We start from the raw sequence: 19,578 nt of genomic DNA, 5'->3' as shown, positions 1-19,578 counted from the left end.
AACTAAGCACTGATCGTGCCCACCCTGCTCGTGCACGGTGCAGCGCCGTGTCTCGCGTCTGACGCAATATGCGCCCAGCGGTCAACGAACTGACGCGTTCCGCCTTGCCAGTGCTTATGCCGTTGCGCCTACACTGCGCTACCGTGCGAGCCCCGCGCTGTCCGCCACCGCAACCTGACGGCCTCAGTCGCAAATCTTTCGTCACGAGAGCGGCTCGAACGCGGTGGCCCTTCCGATGCCGCGCCACTACGAAACCTCGTATGTACCGGTTCACGACACTTCTGGAATACTCATAAGTTGTGTTTCCGGCGCCACGCACGCCGACTCCGAAGGCGCCAGCCGGGCAGACGCGGTTGACGACACCAAGCCTGGTACGGCGCTACAAGGATAGATGCGCCGCCGGGCGCACCGCCATGACGGACCGCAGACCGGTACCTGCAAACTTCGCCATGTTGGTTCACTATACGGTCGCAGCGCGTTGCTCGCTACCCGAAGTTTGACGACGCTCAGGCCCGCCCGCCGAACGCTGCTCCCCGCGTCGGCGCGTGCCGCCAAGCGTGTGTGATTTGCTTGCTGCACCCGTATAAATCGAAAAAAGATCGTTAGATGTTGCAGTCCCATCATCACGACCGACGCTGGAGCCACCGTTCCATGGAGCAAGAATGCGAAACGCTGCCGTACTGGCTTACCCGGCCAGCATCCGGTGAACAGCCAAACCCGTCTGACGGCGCAGTGGCTGCGACGGCTCATGTAGCGCTGCCACCCGGCGGCTTCCTTACGCTGTTTACAGAGCAAGACATCGGCGCCCCGAAGGCTGATCCCCGCCAGCCTCTTACGACCAGCCCCCTGCTGCGCTATACCAGTGTGCAAGATCGTGTGGAATTCATGCGGGGCAAGCTTGCGCAATTGGGGTTCGACTCATTCAGCTATATCGTGCCGCGCAAAAGCAGCGATCACAAGTCAATGTTCGTGCTGACGGACTACGAGTCGCGCAGTTGGTTGTCACGCTACTTCCGCGAGCGCTATTTCGATTTTGACCCAAGGATCCATTGTGCATCGTCCACTGGCCTGCCGTCGCCGTGGAGCGCCGCGCAACTGCGCGTGAATTTGCCTCGCGCACCATCGCGCAGCCAACGCATCAGACAACTGATCGAGCTACTGGAGGAAGACAAGCGGCGTAGCGGACTGGTGATCCGCTTCCCGCTGCCGCGCGTCGATACGACGGCCTGCCTGTGTTTCAATTCATCGATGGATGACATCCGCTGGCTCAGCGATACGCTCGTTGCCCAGACATTGATGTTTGCGCATGCCATTCATGAGTTCATTTGGACGCACGCGCAAGGCGCGATTGGCCTGGCGCCGGCACCACAACGTGAAGGGATCGCGCTGTCCGAGTTGCAGCAATCGATCCTGCAAGCCGTCGTGCAAGGTCGTCGCGACAAGGAAATTGCCTATTTCCTTGGCCTGTCGCCACACAACGTCGACTATCACATGCGACGATTGCGTACATTGTTCAACGTGCGCAACCGGGTGCAGTTGATCAACGTCGCGCGCGCATACCTGTGACCGGCACGGATCATCGTGACTCGCATGACGAACGCCAAGTCATCGTTGCCGTAACGGCTCACGGACGAGCACTGAAGCAGCAATCCCACTCTGTGCCAGGCAACATTGCTTGTGCGCTCGCTTGTCCGCTTGGCGGTGCTAGCGATCAAGCAACAATTGGAATGGCTGGCGCGTGCGCTGAACCGCAACGCGTAGGCACCAGTCAGACATGACGCGCACGACACGCTACTAACGGCTTCGTGGCCGGGCCAGTGCATAGCGCAAAGCGTCTCCGAGCAGGTTGCGCCATACGGCCCATGTATGGCCGCCGTCGACGATGCGCAGCGCTGCCGGATTGCCGCACGCACGTAAGTTCGCGTACAATTTGCACACCTCGGCCTGGATCGCAAGATCGTCGTCGCCGGACGCGACGAACATGGACACACGCAACGGTTGCCGCAGGTAAGCACGCCACTGCGCTGGATAGTTCAACGCGCGCCAGACCTGCGGGTCGAATTGCGCCGCGCCGAATACCCCGACCCAGCGCGCCGCCGAACTCGGCGGCGGTTCGTTCGCGTAGATGGCGGGACTGAGCAGGATCGCCGAGCCGAACAAGTCCGGCCGGGTCATTGCATAGCGCAGCGCGCCGAATCCCCCCATCGATACACCGCCGATTACCCGCTCGTCACGCTGCTGGGAAACCCTGAAACGCGCGTCAATTTCCGGCATCAGCTCGGAGAAGAACGCGGTTTCGATCGCCTCCTTCCGGTCCACGTACCATTGCGTACCACCCTGCGGCATCACAATGACGATCGGTGCGATATCTTTGCGCTCGATCAGCGCGTCGACGGTAGCCTGCACGCGCCCTTGTGAGATCCAGTCGTTCGCATTGTCATTGTTTCCGTGCAGCAGATAGACAACCGGTAATCGTGGGCCGTCGTGATCATAGCCGGTCGGCAGGTAGATTGTGTACGACCAGTCCCGGTTCAGGGTTTCCGAATGAAACGAGCGGATCAGCACGGTACTGGCGATCGCAGGCGCCCCAGCCATCAAACCGAGCACCGCTGTCAGCCACTCCAGCAAGATGCGCATCGAGCCTGCCCTCCTCCCTATGATACGCGCGCGCTCAAGCAGCGCCGGCCGTGCGGCGTGCAGCGGCTGCACCGAACCACCGCGTGAGCGGATCCGCACAGCCAGCCACGAGCAGCAACGAGGCGATCGCCACCGCGTCGGCGACGAGCCCGAGCGGCACATCGAGCAACCCGTCGGTCCACCAATAGAGTACCGAATCGACACCGAGCGAAATCACCGTACCCGCCACGAAGCATAACAAGCCCTTGCGGCCAACGGCGCCGATCCACGGCACCGATCCGGCCAGCCGACGCATCCAGCCATATTGCACCATGTTCGCCACCAGCCAGGCGAGCGCGATAAAATTGACCACGCGAGGCCACTGCAAGTCGCGCTTCATGACACTGTCCGACGCCCCATTGATGGACAATTTACAGTACGCGCAGATGAGCACCGTGAGCAGCGCGACGACGCTAATGATCCAGCTTGCGCGCGAACGACGCAGGCCAGCGTAGATCGGCTGGCAGCGCGCCAGCGCGCCGAGCGTGAACATCGCTTGCCAGGCGAACGGATTGAAATTCCACCGGTTCCCCGGTGCAGCCGGCAGCAGCCAGTATGCGTCACCGGCCAGGCACCACAGCGCGAACGAGCACACCGCCAGCAACCAGGGCCAGCCGCGTGCAAGCGGGATAATCACCGGTACCGCCAGCGCAAAGAACGCATACATCGGCAACACAGACGCCAGATAGGGCTGCCGCCGGAACAATAAGATGTCGCGCAGCACCACTGCAGGCGAGTCAATCAGCCCGTCCAGGTCAGCCGACGCCATATTGGGCGCGTCGATGCTGAACGCGCGCAGAATCGCGCTGACGAGCAACATCAAACCAGCGGTAACGAGAAAAGCACGGTAGATTTCCCACGCACGGCGGATGAAACGTCGACGCGCGGCGGCCTCATCACGACGCGCGGCGAGCGTGGTCCACGCGATGGCGGTGGCGTAGCCGCCCAGGAACACGAATACCTCGGCAGCATCGCACAGCGCATAGGTGTGCAACGTCACACGTGACAACATGCTGCCGCCGATGTGATCGACGACGATGATCAGTAATACGAGGCCACGAAAAAAGTCGAGCTCGGCCAAGCGAGCAGTCGATGGCTGCATCAGTACAAAGAGGGGATGGGTAAACAGGCAAGGCGGGCCGGGAACCCACCGCGCACCGCCCGTCACCCAAGACGAAGCGCTGCGCAATGGGTACAAACCGTATTATGCCATTGAGTTTCGCGTCTTCACACGCCATGCCTTCACACGTCACGCGCGAGCAGCGGGCGTCGTGTCAGCGTCCGTGACGTCGGCCTCGCGCGTTTCGGGCATCGCCAGCCACACTATCAGCACGGCCAGCGCGCCGGCCACCGCCAAGCCGATGAAGCTTACGCCGTTGCCAAAATGGTCCGCGACCAGTCCGGCGAGCGCGGTGCTCAGCGTCGCGCCGATGCCGGCGGCCAGGCCGAATACGCCAATGCACAGGTTGTAGCGCCCCTTGTCGCCGGCCACATCGGCTGCGATCAACGGCAGCATCACGCCGAATACCGCGGCGCTCAGCCCGTCGAAGATTTGCACCGGCACCAGCAGGCTCGGTGTGGTAACGCCAGCAAACAGCAGCGCCCGCACCGGTAACGCGGCAAAGCCCAGTAACAGAATCGGCCGGCGTCCCCATCGCTGCGCCGAGCGCCCGACCCACGGCGAGAGCCATGCCACGATGAACTGCGGCACGATGATGCAAGCGGCAATCACCAGTTGCACGTTGTCACCCATATGCGCGGTGACTTCGCCGGCCGCCAGATTCAACATGGCCGCATTGGATAAGTGAAACAACACGATGCATGCGGCAAACGTCAACATGCGCCGATCCCGCAACAGCTCGCCAATGCTCTCGCGCGGCGGCGCCGGCACAGGCCGCTGTGGCAGTTCACGCGCGGCGCGCGCCGGACCCAGATGAAGGGGATCGATCATGTATAACGCAATAATGGCTGGCAGCGTCAATGCAGCCGTCAACCAGAACACCGAGCGCACTGATACATATTCGCCGCACAATCCCATTAACCCGGCGGCCACCGCGCTGCCGATCGAGGCAAACCGCGCATTTCGGCCCAGCCGGTCGCCCAACGCGTGGCGGCCGACCAGCGCAAGCGACAACGCCGCGAGGGCCGGCGTCAACATGCAACTGGCAAAGCCGTGGAACACCTCCGCAGCGAGCACGGGGATCGTGGTCGGGCTGCCAGCCAACAGCAGTGCGCAGATCGCAATCGCAACGATCGCAGCCATCGCCGCGGCACGCTTGTTCTGCGTCGCGTCGATCAACGCACCGGCCGGCACTTGGCTGACCATTGCCGTGATCGTACCGACCGACAGCGCGATGCCGATTTCTCCTTGGGTCCATTTGTGCGTGGCCAGGTACGAGGCGATGAACGGCCCGAACCCCGTCTGGACGTTTGCAAGGAAGAAGTTCAGGCCATCCAGCGCACGCAGGCTCCGTGCATTCGGCATGACAGTCTTGTTCATCGGGATGCCCGCCCTGCCGGGGCCGTCGGCTGTCGTGCTACGGCCGGCGTGCCGCGCGCGGCGATAGGCGCAGGCGATACCGCACGGATCGGCTGGTCGGCCATATAGGACGGCGAAGCATCAAGCTGCTGATCCGATAGGTCCAACAGCAGTTGAATGGCCTTGTCCCGAGCCACGAAGCGCAGCGCTGACCAATCGGCGGCGATCCGCCGCCGGTCTGCGCTAATCAGGTTACCCAGCTCGAGCACCGCAGCCTGCGGCCGCAGCCCCGCATCGATCAGCACGTCAACGACGCGCCCCACCTTCGAACCGTTGGTGCGCTGCACGGTGGTATCCATCAGCGGCACAGCGCCCGATGTCGGGCTGCCGGCTTGCGACGGCTTGGCCGGATCGATCGGCGGCGTGCGCGATGGCACCCATTCCAACGCCCCGGCCACACGCGGCCCCACTGGCTTGACCCGCAGCGCGCCAACCGGGAAATCGACCTTGCGATCCCCGACTCCCATGAACCCTGTCAGGTTGACGACGATCTCGCGCAGCATCCCGTTGGCATCGACCACCAAGTCCACGGCATGGCCGATGGCCTTGCCATCCGGCCGTTGCACCTCGGTATCGAGCAGGCCCTTGACCTGGCCCGGATACAGCAGCCGCGATGCAATCAGCGGCGCCGGCATTGGCTGCACCGGCGGCGGCGAAGACACGGTCGCCGTAGCGCGTTGCGGTGATCGGTGCGGCTTTTTCGGTGCCGCACGGTCACTATCCGTCTTTGCCTCACGCAGCTCGAGCTCAGGTTGCACCGGCGGCGCAGCCGGTTCCGGCGGCGCCGCTTCAGGCAGGGGCACTGCCTGCGCCATGCCTTCGACGATCGGTGCCGGGCTCTGCTGATCGAACGTGCTACAAGCGACGAGCGCCAGCAGCATGCTAAACAGGCATAGACAACGTAAAACCAGAACGGGATGATTCGGACGGCAAGCGCGTCGGGAAAAAACGCTCATCAGGGACAGGGCTGATTGGCTCAACTCTTGCATCGCGCGTTCATCCCAGATGAGTCTGCCTCGATACATGAGTAGGACCGTCCATGGCTGCCAAACCGCGCATGATGCCACAATCCTGAACGGACCGCGCGCCGTGACACCGCTCGCGGAGCGCGCTCAATTGTGCGCGCAGCTGCTGCAGTTCGTCGATTCGCATGCTGACGTGCCGCAAATGCTCATCGACGAGCGCATCGATCGCGCCACAATCGCGCGCCGGAGCGTCCGCGGCCTGCAGCAACACACGAATCTCGTCATGCGTCATGTCCAGTGCTCGGCAATTGCGCACGAAGCGCAAACGGTCCAAATGCGCTTCGCCGTATGCGCGGTAATTGGCGCCTGTGCGCGCCGCCACCGGCAGCAACCCTTCTTTCTCGTAGAAGCGGACTGTTTCGGGCGTGCACCCGGCCCGCTTTGCCAATTCACCAATTTTCATCATTGTCCCGCATAGATCCGCTTGACCTTAAAGCGGCTTCAAGGTGTGTACTACAGCATAAATCACCTGAGGAATCCAGCATGGTCGATCGCCACTTCGCCAGAAGCCCACAAGCGACATCAGTCGATATCGAGCATGAGCGCCGCTCGCAAGCGCCGTGCCATGCCCATGCCACCACCCGGGAGCACGACACATGCTGTGCCAGCCCGCACACCGGCAACCGGTCGCACGCCGATATTTGCCATGCCGATGCCGTTACGCAGGCAGCCTACAGCCCGGGTGCAGATTCGTCTTCGGCGGCACGCGCGCGCGACGGCGACGAGATGGCCGCTACCGACACGGTACGCACGCGCATCCTTATTCGGCAAATGGACTGCCCGACTGAGGAAACGTTGATCCGTTCGAAGCTGCACATGATCGTTCCCGCCGAACGTCTCGAGTTCAACCTGTTGCAACGTGTATTGACCGTTGAGCACCCGCGCGACGCGTTGGACGACATCGTCGCCGCGCTCACTTCACTCGGCTTCACCCCCGAGATACAACCGCATGACGATACGCGCACCGTGCCGCCGCCGGCGCATACGCATACAGCACGGCGCTGGCCGCTCGTGGCGGCCGGCATCGCCGCGCTGTTGGCTGAGGCGTTGACCTGGCTGGGTGCACCCGGCTGGACTACGGCGGCGCTCGCGGCGCTCGCCGTGCTCGGTGCTGGCCTGCGCACCTACCACAAAGGCTGGATCGCGATTCGTCACGGTAACCTGAACATCAACGCGTTGATGAGCGTCGCGGTGACCGGCGCCTTCGCGCTGGGCCAATGGCCGGAAGCCGCTATGGTGATGGTGTTGTTTACGATCGCCGAACGCATCGAGGCTGCTTCGCTGGAGCGCGCACGACGTGCGATCGAGCGTCTGGTTGCGCTCGCGCCCGATAAGGCGAGCGTGCAACAAGCCGACGGCAGTTGGCGCGTCGTAGACGCGCGCACCGTGCCAACCGGTGCACGGGTGCGCGTGAAGCCAGGCGAGCGGATTGCGCTTGATGGCTGTATCGTGTCGGGCCGCTCAGCGGTCAATCAAGCCTCGATCACCGGCGAGAGCCTGCCGGTGGACAAACAGGTCGGCGACGCGGTGTATGCTGGGACGCTCAATACATCGGGTTCTTTCGACTATTGCGTCACCTTCCCCGCCACGCAAAGCACGCTGGCCCGCATTGTGCAAGCGGTCGAGCAAGCACAGGCGTCCAAGGCGCCGATCCAACGTTTTGTCGACCGCTTTGCGAGCGTGTACACGCCGGTCGTGTTGGCATTGGCACTGCTGGTCGCGGCCGTGCCGCCGCTGCTTGGCCATGCCGTGTGGACGGCGTCGGTCTACAAAGCACTGGTGCTACTGGTCATCGCCTGCCCATGCGCGCTAGTCATCTCCACCCCTGTCACGATTGTCAGCGCGCTGGCGGTCGCCGCCCGCCACGGCATCCTAGTCAAAGGCGGCCGCTACCTGGAACAAGGGCACCGCCTGGCATGGCTCGCACTGGACAAGACCGGCACCTTAACCGTGGGGCGTCCGCAGCAAACCGATTTTGAGCCATGTGCGACAGTGGATGCCGCGCGCTGTCGCCAGTTGGCGACGAGCCTTGCCGCCCGCTCAGACCATCCTGTCTCCGCCGCGATCGCCGCCGCCGGTGCCGCCGGCCCGCAACACTTGGTCGTCGACGACTTTGGCGCGCTGCCCGGACGCGGCGTGCACGGCACTATCGACGGCGTGCGCTACTGGCTCGGCAACCGCCGCCTGGCTGAAACGCTCGGATGCCGCTATGCGAAGCTTGATGCAAAGCTGGACAGCTTGGAACGGCAAGGTAAGACGGTCGTGATGCTCATGGACGAACGCCGCGTTCTCGCCTTATTCGCACTTGCCGACACCCTGAAGCCCACCAGTCGCGAGGCTGTTGCACAGTTGCATCGGCTCGGCGTGCGCACGCTCATCCTGAGTGGCGATAATCCGCATACCGCGCAGACCATCGCGGCCCAGGCTGGCATCGACGAGGTTCGCGGCAACCAATTGCCAGACGACAAGCGCCGCGCGATTGAGTCACTGACCGGAACGCGCCATGCGGTGGGTATGGTGGGTGATGGCATCAACGACGCGCCTGCGCTCGCGCGCGCCGATATCGGCTTTGCCATGGGCGCATTAGGCGCTGGCGCCGCGATCGAGACCGCCGACGTCGCACTGATGGACGATGATCTGCGCAAGGTTGCCGTATTCATCCGGCTATCGAAGGCCACGCGTCGCATCCTAACGCAGAACATCGTTGTCGCGCTGGGGCTCAAGGGCGCATTTCTGGCGCTCACGCTGGCCGGCTACGGTACGATGTGGATGGCCGTATTCGCCGATGTCGGTGCAAGCCTGTTGGTCGTGGGCAACGGGCTCCGGCTGTTGCGTCGCTAGGCGGACTGCATCGCAGCTCCATTGACACGGAGCTGCGATGCAATCTCATGGACGAATCCCGCTGCCGCCCTCGCATTACTCGATCGGGCGCATGATGCGGCCAGCCGCTGACGGCAATCCGCCGCGCGTGCGCCCGCTTTAGCGGCGGTATGGGGCGGATTCGGCATACAGTCGATCAAACTCTGCGGCGTAGGCGCTGGCCAGCGCCGGCGCACCACGAAACACGTTGAAATTCTCCGCGTTCTTGCGGTCACCCGCCCGGGTAAAGTTCATCGAACCAAACGCTACCACATCGTCCACCACGATGAACTTGTGGTGCATGATGGGATAGCGCGAGTCGATCCGCACGTCGATGCCGGCATTAGCCAGATAGGTTGCCCCACTATATTTGCCGGTCTCGTTAGATTTGTCCAATACCACGCGCACCTGGACACCGCGCACACGGGCGTTGCGCAAGGCCTTTGCGATGTCGGGTGACGTGAATGCATAGCCAGCCAGCCAGACCCGGCGCTTGGCACCGTCGATCAGCGCCGCCGCGGCGGCGCCCGCTCCGCCATCCGGTGAGAAATACGTATCGACCGTCGCGTTCTGAATGCGCAGGGGCGCCGCTTCGGTAAGGGTTGTGGCGCACGCGAGGGCCACGAGACAATGGATCAGTACTTTCATGGGCGGCGATTTTAGCCGGATATGTTGTCCCACGAGAACGTCCTTTCGCATCCCAGTTCGGCTAAACCCTACGACAAACGACTGCCGGTCCATGTACCTAGCGACCACGCGCCCGGTTAGAGGCCCGGCTGCGCCGCACATGCATGCTTACTTTGCACGGACCGGACATTCTCACGTTGCGCTGACAAATCTAACACCGCCTCCTTGTTTAGCATTTTCGATGCTGGTAAAATCGCCTGTTCTCGGAGAGATGGATGAGTGGTTTAAGTCGCACGCCTGGAAAGCGTGTATAGGTTAATAGCCTATCGGGGGTTCGAATCCCCCTCTCTCCGCCACCGACACCTAATCGATTGAGTCCAAGGACGTTTTTCAATCGGCTCTCGCCATAGTCTCCCTCATTTGGGATATCCGCACTATGAGAGTTTTTCCCGCGTTGCAAGACGCCGGCACGGTGTCTACGATTTCCCCATGCACTAACCGAGCACGGTCACCGCAAGGAGCGGCACGTATCTTTGAACACCGAGGAGCCGGTGTTTGCGCATACCGCAGCCATTAAGCTCTCGAAGAGAATGCAAAAGGCGGCATCTCGGTCGAGAAGCTCATCCAGCTATGTTACCCACAGAGGGATAAGCTCAAGTCCAAAACGCTCTACGAGTACGGCAATTATCACTGACCTCTTCCTGTTCTCCCGGACACATCGACGTGCACCGCTCAGTTCGCGGCCATCACCGCGCTTAACCCCACCGCACCGGCGCCATAGGCGGCAAAGCTGCTACCCAGGCGCACCTTCATCGAATTGATCACCGCGCCTGCGCCGGTCTGGATGCCGCATCCCAGGGGGCCGAGCAACTCCAGCGGGGCATCAGTGGGCACCTTGATGGCGTTGTGCTCGCGCGCGAGCGCGTAGGTGGCAAAAGAGAGGACTGGGCAAAGAAATGATCGTGTAGCGGTTCGCCCTCAGGTGTCTGCAGCGCGCGGTATGGCCGTGGGCATCGCTGCCGCCGAAATTGAGCGGATAGAAGTCCTTGCAGTAGGCTTTGTGGCCGCTGGCGCAAGGGTTGCAATGACCGCAGGCGCCGTAGGTCAGCACCACATGGTCACCGGCCTTCAAGTCCTTGACGGTCGGGCCGACCTGCTCGACGATCCCCGCGCCTTCATGGCCGAGTACCGCCGGCAGCGGTACAGGGTAGTGCTGGTCACGCATGATTAGGTCAGTGTGGCACAGGCCAGTGCAACCACGCGCACCAGAACTTCGTCCCCCTGTGGCCCCCGGATGCGCGCTGGTTCGATGGTGAAAGGCTGTTGCGGAGCACGTGCCACCGCCACCGTGATATTGTGCAAACCTGTCGACGCATTCATGGTCCAGTCCTCTTCAGAGTAGGCAGGCAGATGCCTGCCCCTTAATGGTCAGCCACTGCCCTTGAGTGAACTCCTCCTAGTTTGCCGGGCCGCCGATACTGCGGCCGTTGCCCGATGCGCCGACGCCGTCAAACGGAGTGACCACCTCGTCGTTGACGGTCTGATCGTTGATGTGCAGCAAGCCCGCGCGCAGGCGCTCGCCAGCTTGAAGGCGCGCCCGACATCTCTGGACACAATCGCCATCGACAGACCATACTCGCCATCCCCGGCGTCGAACGGCAGTCGCCGCTCGCGTACTGCAATGCGTGCAGGCCTTCGGGGGATTGCAGGCACGACGAATTGCATGGCAAACCTATCGCATACAAAATGTGACACACGCTTCTCATCAATGTCTGAATAGGAAGCGATGTGGATGTTTGCTAAGGTTCCCGTACAGCCATGGCGCCGGCAACGGTGCCGCACGGCGAGCCTTACTTCACGATTGCGTATCGCCTCCCACGAGATGGAGCACGATATCGACGCCACGCACCGTTCGCTCGAAATCATCCGCGGCATAGTCGATAACCGTCGATGCACCCAGATTTGACGTATTCAAGGTTGCGTGCCAATGCCATAGCAACGACTCCCGCCCCGGCAATCTTCGCGACTTGCACAGCGGCACCGCCCACGCTGCCCACCGCGCCGTGAATCAGGACTTTCTGTCCGGCGCGCAGATTGCCGTGGTCATGCAGTGCCTGCCACGCGGTCAGGACCGTAGTGAGAATACCGCCTGCTTCAAGCACGTTGCGTCCATGCGCAATGACCGTTCCTGCCGCGTCTACGCCCGGGGTAAAAGGCAACGGCAGGGGAATGAACGCCTTCATCATGCCCGTGGCTATCCTTTAGTCGACCGAGTTGACTGCGGTGCTAGCCATGTCGATCAGCACCTCCATCGTCGGCACGCGGCTCTTCAACGCTCTGCAGCACGAGCAATTCGGGACCGCCGTAGGCTGCAACACGGATAGCTTTCACGAGCTTTTCCATAGGTGGTCAATACCGCTGTTCAGTCAAGGCCGACAATGGCAGCGTCGAGCGCCTTCGCGGCCTGTATCGGATCAAAATATTCGCGCAGATGCACGATCTTGCCTGCCCGCGCATCCAAAAACACCACGTACTCCTGCCGATACACTCGGCCGGTCGGTTTGATCAAACCCTCGGCGCATACCTGCGCAACTGCGTGCTGGGGGTTCGCCCCAGCGACAATACGCAGATCAAAGAAACGGAAATCAGCGACCGCGCCAACGAACCAGGAGGCGTGGCTAAAAACCTCTTCCCGGCCGTTAAGCCGGGTTGGATGTCCGATACCAGCTGCGTAGGGCAATTCCCACACTATGTCGTCGGCAATCAGCTTCTGCCACCCAGCATGGTCGTCAACAAGCAAATGGAGGTGCTGCTGTAGCAATTCAGCGGCGGTGCTCATGGTATTTCCTGGGTCAAAAGTTGATTAAATCTCGAAGCTGCCGATGGTCATGCCCCCACCCACTACGAGCATGTGGCGGGCTATCGCTTCGATGTGGCCATACGAAGAATAATAGAGGATCGGAACCTTAGCCATTGCAACTCTTTGAGTAGTAGCGCGTTCCTGAAAAAGGTCTCCGGACATTGCGAGATTCTTGAGGAAATGGAACATCGGCTTCCGATCGCCCATCGACTAATCGGCAACCGCGCACTCGAGTTTTGAGATGCATTGCTTGGTCGATGGGATATCCACACATCAAGACTTTAGGTTTGATTCCTCCTACCGGGGCAGCGCCCGTCGCCGGGCACTGCCAGGCCGCGCTGCTTGCGCAGATGCGCAAGCGCGTGCCGTAGAACGGTTAGCGATGCAAACAGTTGACATCGAAGTGCTGTCGCGCCTCGCAAAATCTTTCCTGCCTTGTTCATCACCATTCTCCAGACATAAGTTATACGAAATAACATTCAAGCAACCATGAAATGGAGCTTTAGGCCTATCGTTACTTGAGCGCCACGCTCATTCCACCATCTGCCATCACGACTGCGCCGACGATATAGCTGGCTTTGTCGGACGCCAGAAAGGCGATCACTTCGGCAATTTCGCGCGGCTGTGCCGCGCGTCTGATCGGCGCATTCTTGCCATGCTCGGCGAGGAATGCTGGACCATCCTTGTGGATGTGGTTCGTGATATTCGTTACCGCGTCGCCGGACCCTACCGCATTGACGCGAATGCCATGATCGATCGCCTCAAGCGACATGGCGCGCGTCAACTGAGCTAGCGCGCCTTTGGACGCTGCGTACGCAGCGATAAGCGGAAACGCCTGGTAGCAAGCGTATGAACCCACGTTGACGATGGCGCCTGTGCGCGCCGGCATCATCGCGCGCATGGCCTCACGCGAGAACAGGAATGCGCCCGTGGCATTCACGGCCTGCACGCGATTCCAGTCCTCGAGCGTCATGTCGACGACTAATTTGTTGATGATGATCGCGGCGTTGTTGACTAGAATGTCAAGCTTGCCAAACTGCTGCATTGCGGTAGCCACCGCGCGTACCGCACTTTCCTCGTGCGCGACGTCGGCAATGAGCGGGACGATTCCCGGCTTGGTCAACGCTTGGACATCGGCGCACCGGTCAACGGCGATCACGCTGGCGCCTTGAGCATGCAGCAGTTCCGTGGTGGCGAGCCCAATGCCGCTGGCGGCGCCGGTGACGATAGCGATCTTGCCGTCGAAAGACTGCATGGCGGAAGTTTGTGAAGTCATGAGAATGCTCCTGAGGGGATAAAAATTTCAATAGGGGCTTGCGGTCGGGCGCACCACGATCTCGCTGACGTCAACGTCAGCCGGCTGCTCAATCGCATAGGCCACGGCACGCGCTATCGCGTCGGGTGTCAACGCGATGCGTCATGCTGTGTGCCCCATTTCATAAGCTGTGGAGGTTCGCTTGATGAAGAAGCCGTGTGCCCTTTCCATGAACGGACGAGGTAGCGGTTGCAGCGTCTTCCGGCACCTAAGCTGAACCGTGCAGCCGATGACCCATCTTAAAAACCGCGGGCGCGAGCGCGAATACACGTGACGATGACGGCATTGCCTATTCCTATCAAAATAGAGGTGTGCCCATCGATTAGAGCGGTTACAATCTTCTTCGCCTCAGCCGCCAGGAAAGACCCTCGTGACAGTTACCGACGATCCGATTTCCGTAAAGATGGTGAACCTGCTCGAGCGGCTGGCGCCGAACGAGGGATACACGCAGTCCGCCCTGGAAAGCGTGCGGTTCATGCGCTCTAACCGGCCGTTAGGGCGCACGCCCGTGTTATATGAGCCGAGTATTGTGATCGTCTGCCAGGGCCGCAAGCTGGGGTTCCTTGGCGATCAAATCTATGTTTACGATGCACAGCACTACCTTGTCTTGTCGGTGCCATTGCCGTTCTCCACGGAAACTGAGGCGAGCGAGTCGGAACCAATGCTGGCCGTATCGCTGCGGCTCGACTTGACCGAGTTGGCCGACCTCATTCTGATGATCGATCAGTCAGGTTGCCATCAGCAAGGAGCGCCGCTTGGAATCTTATCGACGCCGTTGGACGGCGATTTGGCCGATGCCACCTTCCGCCTGCTTCGGGCATTGACGTCACCCCTTGATGCACAGGTATTAGGGCCCACGATCGTTCGTGAAATTGGCTATCGGGTGCTGGTTGGGCAGCAAGGCGGAGCGCTGAGGGCAGCACTCGCCCATCAGGGGCGATTTGGAAGAGTGGCGAAGGCGCTGCGCCGGATCCACGCCGACTATGCCCAGCCATTGGATGTCAGCTCTCTCGCAAACGAAGCCGGGATGAGCGTGCCAGCTTTTCATGCCAACTTTCGCGCCGTCACGCTCACCTCGCCGATCCAGTACATCAAATCGACACGTTTGCATCAGGCTCGGCTGATGATGATCCGCGACGGCTTGACGGCTGCGTCCGCGTCGGCGCGCGTGGGCTACGAGAGCCCATCTCAGTTCAGTCGGGAGTTCAAGCGGTTTTTTGGGCGATCGCCCGTCGAGGAAGCGCGGGATATGCGCGCTTCGTTCGCCCTGTCACCTGCAACTCAACTCGACGTTTTCGCAGCGCCTAATTGACGGGAACGCCTATTGACGGACCAGGGCGCGAACAAAGGTCGATGGCATCTTGATAAATCGGTCTGGAGGTACCTCAAGCGCTCCCACGCTGGAACCGGACAATCTTGCCAATTCGGCCTGTTGACGGGTGTTTATTTTGAGCTAGCATTGTGACATTTGCGAATCCTTTGCTAGCGGCAGCAGTGGGTCGCTAGCGCGCATCGATCCACTCTGATATCTGGACCGACTATGCTCATTTCCTCCCTTCGCACTAGAGCGTGGTCAGAGGCAAAGAAGGGCTTTATCCTGCTGCCGCGCCGATGGGTCGTCGAGCGCAGTCTCGGATGGCTCAATCGCTTTCGAAGACTCGCTCGCGACGACGAGCGTTTGCCTGAAACGCTCGTCGGCTTGCATTTCGCCGTCTTTGCTTTGCTATGTTCATGCGCGTTCATGCCGCGCCCATCTTGCAAAGTGCATAACACACTTTAGGAAATCACGGTGTCAGGTATTCACTGGATTGCTGGTAATCCCAAGGGTTGATAACAGTAAGCCCGGCCGCCTCGAAGGGACTGGTATCGCGTGTTGCTACGATAAATCCTTTGGAGACCGCAATAGCACCAATATATCCGTCTGGCGTCGGAAAACCCTTTCCGGCCGTACGGGCCTTCACCTCCAGCTCGGCATAGTGGCGAGCCGCTTCGGTATCGAATGTCAACACGCGCTCGCCAAACAGCTCGAGCAAGCCGTCCAAGGCTTCACCCAGGCTCTTCCTGCGCCTTCCGTCCGGAAGCGCGCCGATGCCAAACAGCAGCTCGGCCAGCGTCACACTGGAAAGGTAAAGGGTTTCCGCCACCTGCTCATTCAACCAGGCCCGCACAGCCGGATCGGGTTCGGGTTTCATCGCCTCGGAGACGACATTCGTGTCCAAGACGATCATTCAAACCCCATCGGCTCCGCCGGCATCTTGTCGTGCACCTGGTCCAACAGTGCGAAATCATCGTTCGTTAACCCCACGCGGCGGCCAAGCTCCGCCAGCGCGTCGCCCATGCGGACACGCTTTTCCGACTTCACCGCATTTTCAAGAATCTCGCGGACTTCCGCCTCTGTGCTGCGGCCATGTACGGCGGCCCGCAGGCGCAGAGCGCGGTGCACCTCGTCGGGCACATTCCGCACCGTCAGGATGGCCATAGTCAAAACCTTTAATTTGCTTTCATTGACTGCAATTATGTTCTAATGACTGCAACTTGCAAGCATCAACACAACCGGCCTTTTTGACCTTGGGGTTTTACCTTCTTGGCCTCAGCTCAGCTTGCAACTTGGCCCGCCGGCGCTCCTCATAGCAGTCAGCCGGCGCCTGCTGGTGTCTAGGCGGGCCGCGCGGCCTCTCCTCCGCCGATGCTTAGAATGTCGAGCTAGCTGAGCGTGCAAAGGCCGTTCCAGCGCTGTGGCGACGGTGTCTGACTAACTGTCGCGCCCCCTGGCCGCTTCACATTGGGCATGCCTGTCACCTCGGTGGCGATCCGCGCCAGCCGCTCCCACTCCATCGCCGGATCGGCAAAAGTGACAGAAAACTCGGAATCGACAGCCGAGCGAATGATCTGCGCGCTAAAATCGGCCGTGCCATTGACCGTGAAGCGGTCACCGTAGCGCGACACGGCAGGCGCAAGGCGGCTTGCAAGCCATCAAACGAGGCCCAGCGCGACAGCTGCGGGCAATCGCCGTCATTGCGCACGGCGCTGTCGCCGGCCCGGTAGATGAAGGTGACCTTCTTCGTGGTGTTGTCCACCACCGGCGCATGACCGGACAGGGTTTGCCCTTCAGCCTAAAGGGTTGTTGCCCGTCCCCTTGTGGCTACCTGGTATTAGGCGCCAAGCATGGCATCAGAAACAACCCGCGCCATCGACTACGCCATAAAAAAATGGTGTTTAGCCATGTTCAAAATTACCAAGCCATGCCAGTCCGAAAACAAAAGCCCGCCGTTACGCGGGCTCAGGTGTGTTTCGGCGCTATAGCTACCAGTCGGTGCCAGACGTCACATCACTCCCACTCAATCGTCGCCGGCGGCTTACCCGAAATATCGTACACCACACGATTGATGCCCTGCACCTCATTAATGATGCGATTCGACACACGCCCAAGCAATTCATGCGGCAAATGTGCCCAATGCGCGGTCATGAAATCGTGCGTCTGCACCGCACGCAACGCGACGACATAGTCATACGTGCGGCCATCGCCCATCACGCCGACGCTGCGCACCGGCAGAAAGACTGCAAACGCTTGGCTGGTCAACTCATACCACGACTTGCCGCTATCCGGATCCATCGTCGTGCGCAACGTTTCGATGAAGATCGCATCGGCTTTGCGCAGCAAATCGGCGAACTCGCGCTTGACCTCGCCCAGGATCCGCACGCCCAGCCCCGGCCCGGGGAAGGGATGCCGATACACCATCGACGACGGCAAGCCGAGCTTGACGCCAAGCTCGCGCACCTCATCTTTGAACAACTCGCGCAGCGGCTCGAGCAGTTTCAGATTCAGCGTTTCCGGTAATCCGCCCACGTTGTGGTGGCTCTTGATCGTATGTGCGCCCTTCTTGCCTTTGCCCGCCGATTCGATCACATCCGGATAGATCGTGCCTTGCGCAAGCCATTTCGCGTCGGTCAGCTTGCGGGCCTCGTTCTGGAACACCTCGACGAATTCCGCACCGATGATCTTGCGCTTGTGCTCCGGATCCGTCACGCCGGCCAGCTTGTTCATGAATGCGTCGCTGGCGTCGACGTGAATCACCTTTACCCCGAGGTGCCGTCCGAACGTCTCCATGACTTGCTCTGCTTCGTTGAGCCGCAGCAAGCCGTGGTCGACGAATACGCACGTCAACTGATCGCCGATCGCGCGGTGTAGCAATGCCGCCGCAACCGATGAATCCACGCCGCCAGACAATCCGAGAATCACCCGCTCATTACCGACCTGCGCACGGATCTGCTCTACCGCCTCGGCGATGTAGTGCCCCATTTCCCAATCCGGCTTCGCGCCGCACAACTCGAGCACGAACCGGTTCAACATGTCGCGGCCCTTGAGCGTATGCGTGACTTCCGGATGCCACTGCAATCCGTAGAACCGGCGATCCTCATCGGCCATCGCCGCAATCGGACATGATTCGGTCGACGCCATGAGCTTGAAGCCGGGCGGCATCTCGATCACCTTGTCACCGTGGCTCATCCAGACCTTCAGCATGCCATGGCCTTCCGGTGTCGTAAAATCCTCGATCGCCTCCAGCAGCTTCGTATGGTTGCGCGCACGTACCTCAGCGTAGCCGAACTCGCGCACGTGACCGAGTTCGACCTTGCCGCCGAGTTGCAACGCCATCGCCTGCATGCCGTAACAAATGCCCAATACCGGCACGCCTAGATCAAACACAGCCTGCGGCACGCGGGGCGCATCCGTGTCGGTGACCGAATTTGGACCACCGGACAAAATCACCCCTTTTGGCTTGAATTCGTGCACGAATGCGTCATCAACATCGTAGGGATGAACCTCGGAGTAGACATGCGCCTCGCGCACACGGCGCGCGATCAACTGTGTGACCTGGGAGCCAAAGTCGAGGATCAGGATCTTGTCATGCATGGCAATGGGTGAGTTTTAATAGAGTGAAAATGAGACGAGCCGCGCTGTGCGCGGAGCCGACGACAGCACGGCGCGCAATACAGCGGGAGACACATTCCAGGCGGGTATCGGGGCGCCGTTCAGCCGCGATCTGTGTCATTGTCGCCGGGTACGAGCGGCTCGCGACGTTCGTCAGCCCTGGGACTATCCGCGGGTATCGACGCGGTGGGTGGCGATGTACTGGACCGCGGCGCCGCCGGCGTCCGGTCAGCTGATTTCGCCGGACTGGTCGGCACATCTGCGGCCTGCGCCGGGGTCATCGTCGCCGTCGCGGCGGCACGTTTGCGCGCACGCTCCGCGGAGGCTGCGCCCTGCGCGGCCGCCCGGTCGCGCCGCCGTACCGAGGCGGCCAGCCGGACGTTGATCAGCCCATACAGCAGCAATGCAACACCTACCAGTGGTCCGATCCAAAGACCGAGGCCGGCCAGCGACGGTGAACGCACCGCGACCAGCCAGACGAGCATCAGCACGCCACAGACCCACAGCGCGTGGCCACTAGCGCCGGCAACCGGCGCGGTCAGCGCGCCATGAATCGCTGCGCGCAATTGCAATCCGGCCAGCGCTAACAGCACGATGCCGAATAACTGTCCCACCATCGCTGGCGACACTTGCACCAACTGCAGTGTGTCGTACAGCAACCGCCACGGGGTCGCGAACATCAACAGGCCGAATGCCGCCGTCACCAGCGCATCAACAATCAGTACCGCGCGCAACAGGGCTTTCATG

The 19,578-nt window shown here is 61.2% G+C and carries 20 protein-coding genes, 1 tRNA gene and 3 pseudogenes; 5 read left to right on the top strand and 19 right to left on the bottom strand.

Going from position 1 to position 19,578, the window contains the following annotated elements; genetic code table 11:
- The first annotated feature begins 651 nt into the window (after window positions 1-651).
- A complete protein-coding gene (locus tag B0B13_RS06310; RefSeq protein WP_076784894.1) occupies window positions 652-1,566 on the top strand; it encodes a helix-turn-helix transcriptional regulator in 915 nt (304 codons plus the stop codon).
- A gap of 228 nt (window positions 1,567-1,794) precedes the next feature.
- On the opposite strand, the gene B0B13_RS06305 is transcribed toward B0B13_RS06310, so the two are convergent.
- The 5 genes from B0B13_RS06305 to cadR all read right to left on the bottom strand — a co-directional run bounded on the left by B0B13_RS06305 (window position 1,795) and on the right by cadR (window position 6,643).
- The gene (locus tag B0B13_RS06305) at window positions 1,795-2,637 is read right to left on the bottom strand and encodes an alpha/beta hydrolase (protein WP_076787133.1); all 843 of its coding nucleotides are present in this window, start codon (window positions 2,635-2,637) and stop codon (window positions 1,795-1,797) included.
- 34 nt (window positions 2,638-2,671) lie between these two features.
- The gene (locus tag B0B13_RS06300; protein WP_076795082.1) at window positions 2,672-3,778 is read right to left on the bottom strand and encodes an OpgC domain-containing protein; all 1,107 of its coding nucleotides are present in this window, start codon (window positions 3,776-3,778) and stop codon (window positions 2,672-2,674) included.
- 147 nt (window positions 3,779-3,925) lie between these two features.
- Entirely contained in the window at window positions 3,926-5,176 is a 1,251-nt protein-coding gene (locus tag B0B13_RS06295) for an MFS transporter (protein ID WP_235090375.1), read from the bottom strand.
- Window positions 5,173-6,096 carry a PRC-barrel domain-containing protein gene (locus B0B13_RS06290; RefSeq protein ID WP_235090374.1) on the bottom strand — a complete coding sequence of 308 codons (924 nt, stop codon included), beginning with the start codon at window positions 6,094-6,096 and terminating at the stop codon, window positions 5,173-5,175. The genes B0B13_RS06295 and B0B13_RS06290 overlap by 4 nt, the downstream gene beginning before the upstream one ends.
- Window positions 6,097-6,211: 115 nt before the next feature.
- Entirely contained in the window at window positions 6,212-6,643 is a 432-nt protein-coding gene (gene cadR, locus B0B13_RS06285) for a Cd(II)/Pb(II)-responsive transcriptional regulator (protein WP_076787137.1), read from the bottom strand.
- A gap of 80 nt (window positions 6,644-6,723) precedes the next feature.
- Here cadR and B0B13_RS06280 point away from each other — a divergent pair, with 80 nt between their 5' ends.
- Complete coding sequence (locus B0B13_RS06280) at window positions 6,724-9,081, top strand: heavy metal translocating P-type ATPase (RefSeq protein ID WP_370643206.1); 2,358 nt, start codon at window positions 6,724-6,726, stop codon at window positions 9,079-9,081.
- Window positions 9,082-9,219: 138 nt separating this feature from the next.
- Here the strand turns inward: B0B13_RS06280 and B0B13_RS06275 are convergent, their stop codons facing one another.
- Complete coding sequence (locus B0B13_RS06275) at window positions 9,220-9,747, bottom strand: phospholipase D-like domain-containing protein (protein WP_076784898.1); 528 nt, start codon at window positions 9,745-9,747, stop codon at window positions 9,220-9,222.
- Window positions 9,748-9,991: 244 nt separating this feature from the next.
- On the opposite strand from B0B13_RS06275, the gene B0B13_RS06270 reads away from it, so the two are divergent.
- A tRNA-Ser gene (locus tag B0B13_RS06270) sits at window positions 9,992-10,082 on the top strand.
- A 376-nt stretch (window positions 10,083-10,458) separates the two neighbouring features.
- On the opposite strand, the gene B0B13_RS19990 is transcribed toward B0B13_RS06270, so the two are convergent.
- The 8 genes and pseudogenes from B0B13_RS19990 to B0B13_RS19155 all read right to left on the bottom strand — a co-directional run.
- Window positions 10,459-10,620 (bottom strand): hypothetical protein, encoded by a 162-nt coding sequence (locus B0B13_RS19990; RefSeq protein WP_286137248.1) that lies wholly within the window; start codon window positions 10,618-10,620, stop codon window positions 10,459-10,461.
- Window positions 10,610-10,951, bottom strand: coding sequence for an alcohol dehydrogenase catalytic domain-containing protein (locus B0B13_RS19985; protein ID WP_286137247.1), 342 nt, complete (start codon window positions 10,949-10,951; stop codon window positions 10,610-10,612). Before B0B13_RS19985 ends, B0B13_RS19990 begins: the two co-directional genes overlap by 11 nt.
- Before the next feature lie 2 nt (window positions 10,952-10,953).
- On the bottom strand, window positions 10,954-11,106 hold the full coding sequence (locus B0B13_RS19980) for a hypothetical protein (protein ID WP_286137246.1): 153 nt from the start codon (window positions 11,104-11,106) through the stop codon (window positions 10,954-10,956).
- A 79-nt stretch (window positions 11,107-11,185) separates the two neighbouring features.
- Window positions 11,186-11,370, bottom strand: a pseudogene (locus B0B13_RS18710) (aldehyde dehydrogenase family protein); the annotation flags it as partial.
- Between the two features lie 278 nt (window positions 11,371-11,648).
- Window positions 11,649-11,972: an MDR/zinc-dependent alcohol dehydrogenase-like family protein gene (locus B0B13_RS06255; RefSeq protein WP_076784900.1), complete on the bottom strand. Its 324-nt coding sequence runs from the start codon at window positions 11,970-11,972 to the stop codon at window positions 11,649-11,651.
- Window positions 11,973-12,148: 176 nt separating this feature from the next.
- Window positions 12,149-12,565, bottom strand: a complete 417-nt coding sequence (locus tag B0B13_RS06250; protein ID WP_076795078.1) for a nuclear transport factor 2 family protein — start codon at window positions 12,563-12,565, stop codon at window positions 12,149-12,151.
- A gap of 535 nt (window positions 12,566-13,100) precedes the next feature.
- Window positions 13,101-13,862, bottom strand: a complete 762-nt coding sequence (locus B0B13_RS06240; RefSeq protein WP_076795073.1) for an SDR family NAD(P)-dependent oxidoreductase — start codon at window positions 13,860-13,862, stop codon at window positions 13,101-13,103.
- A gap of 27 nt (window positions 13,863-13,889) precedes the next feature.
- Window positions 13,890-14,003: pseudogene (locus tag B0B13_RS19155) on the bottom strand (oxidoreductase); the annotation flags it as partial.
- 301 nt (window positions 14,004-14,304) lie between these two features.
- On the opposite strand from B0B13_RS19155, the gene B0B13_RS06235 reads away from it, so the two are divergent.
- Together B0B13_RS06235 and B0B13_RS06230 are read left to right on the top strand one after the other, a co-directional pair.
- Complete coding sequence (locus tag B0B13_RS06235) at window positions 14,305-15,213, top strand: AraC family transcriptional regulator (protein WP_076795071.1); 909 nt, start codon at window positions 14,305-14,307, stop codon at window positions 15,211-15,213.
- A 264-nt stretch (window positions 15,214-15,477) separates the two neighbouring features.
- Window positions 15,478-15,671 (top strand): annotated as a pseudogene (locus tag B0B13_RS06230) (transposase); the annotation flags it as partial.
- 14 nt (window positions 15,672-15,685) lie between these two features.
- Here B0B13_RS06230 and B0B13_RS06225 read toward each other — a convergent pair.
- The 5 genes from B0B13_RS06225 to B0B13_RS06205 all read right to left on the bottom strand — a co-directional run bounded on the left by B0B13_RS06225 (window position 15,686) and on the right by B0B13_RS06205 (window position 19,577).
- The gene (locus B0B13_RS06225; protein ID WP_076795068.1) at window positions 15,686-16,129 is read right to left on the bottom strand and encodes a type II toxin-antitoxin system VapC family toxin; all 444 of its coding nucleotides are present in this window, start codon (window positions 16,127-16,129) and stop codon (window positions 15,686-15,688) included.
- Window positions 16,126-16,380, bottom strand: coding sequence for a FitA-like ribbon-helix-helix domain-containing protein (locus B0B13_RS06220; protein WP_076795065.1), 255 nt, complete (start codon window positions 16,378-16,380; stop codon window positions 16,126-16,128). The genes B0B13_RS06225 and B0B13_RS06220 overlap by 4 nt, the downstream gene beginning before the upstream one ends.
- Window positions 16,381-16,604: 224 nt before the next feature.
- Window positions 16,605-16,847 (bottom strand): LPD7 domain-containing protein, encoded by a 243-nt coding sequence (locus tag B0B13_RS06215; RefSeq protein WP_076795062.1) that lies wholly within the window; start codon window positions 16,845-16,847, stop codon window positions 16,605-16,607.
- 382 nt (window positions 16,848-17,229) lie between these two features.
- Window positions 17,230-18,813, bottom strand: coding sequence for a glutamine-hydrolyzing GMP synthase (gene guaA / locus B0B13_RS06210; RefSeq protein ID WP_076795060.1), 1,584 nt, complete (start codon window positions 18,811-18,813; stop codon window positions 17,230-17,232).
- Window positions 18,814-18,932: 119 nt separating this feature from the next.
- Window positions 18,933-19,577, bottom strand: coding sequence for a hypothetical protein (locus tag B0B13_RS06205; protein ID WP_076795057.1), 645 nt, complete (start codon window positions 19,575-19,577; stop codon window positions 18,933-18,935).
- Window position 19,578: the final 1 nt, after the last annotated feature.

It is taken from the genome of Burkholderia sp. b14 (assembly GCF_900156195.1).
Lineage (GTDB): Bacteria > Pseudomonadota > Gammaproteobacteria > Burkholderiales > Burkholderiaceae > Mycetohabitans.
The sequence above is the reverse complement of the archived record's forward strand: the minus strand, read 5'-3'. Positions and strand labels throughout refer to the sequence as shown.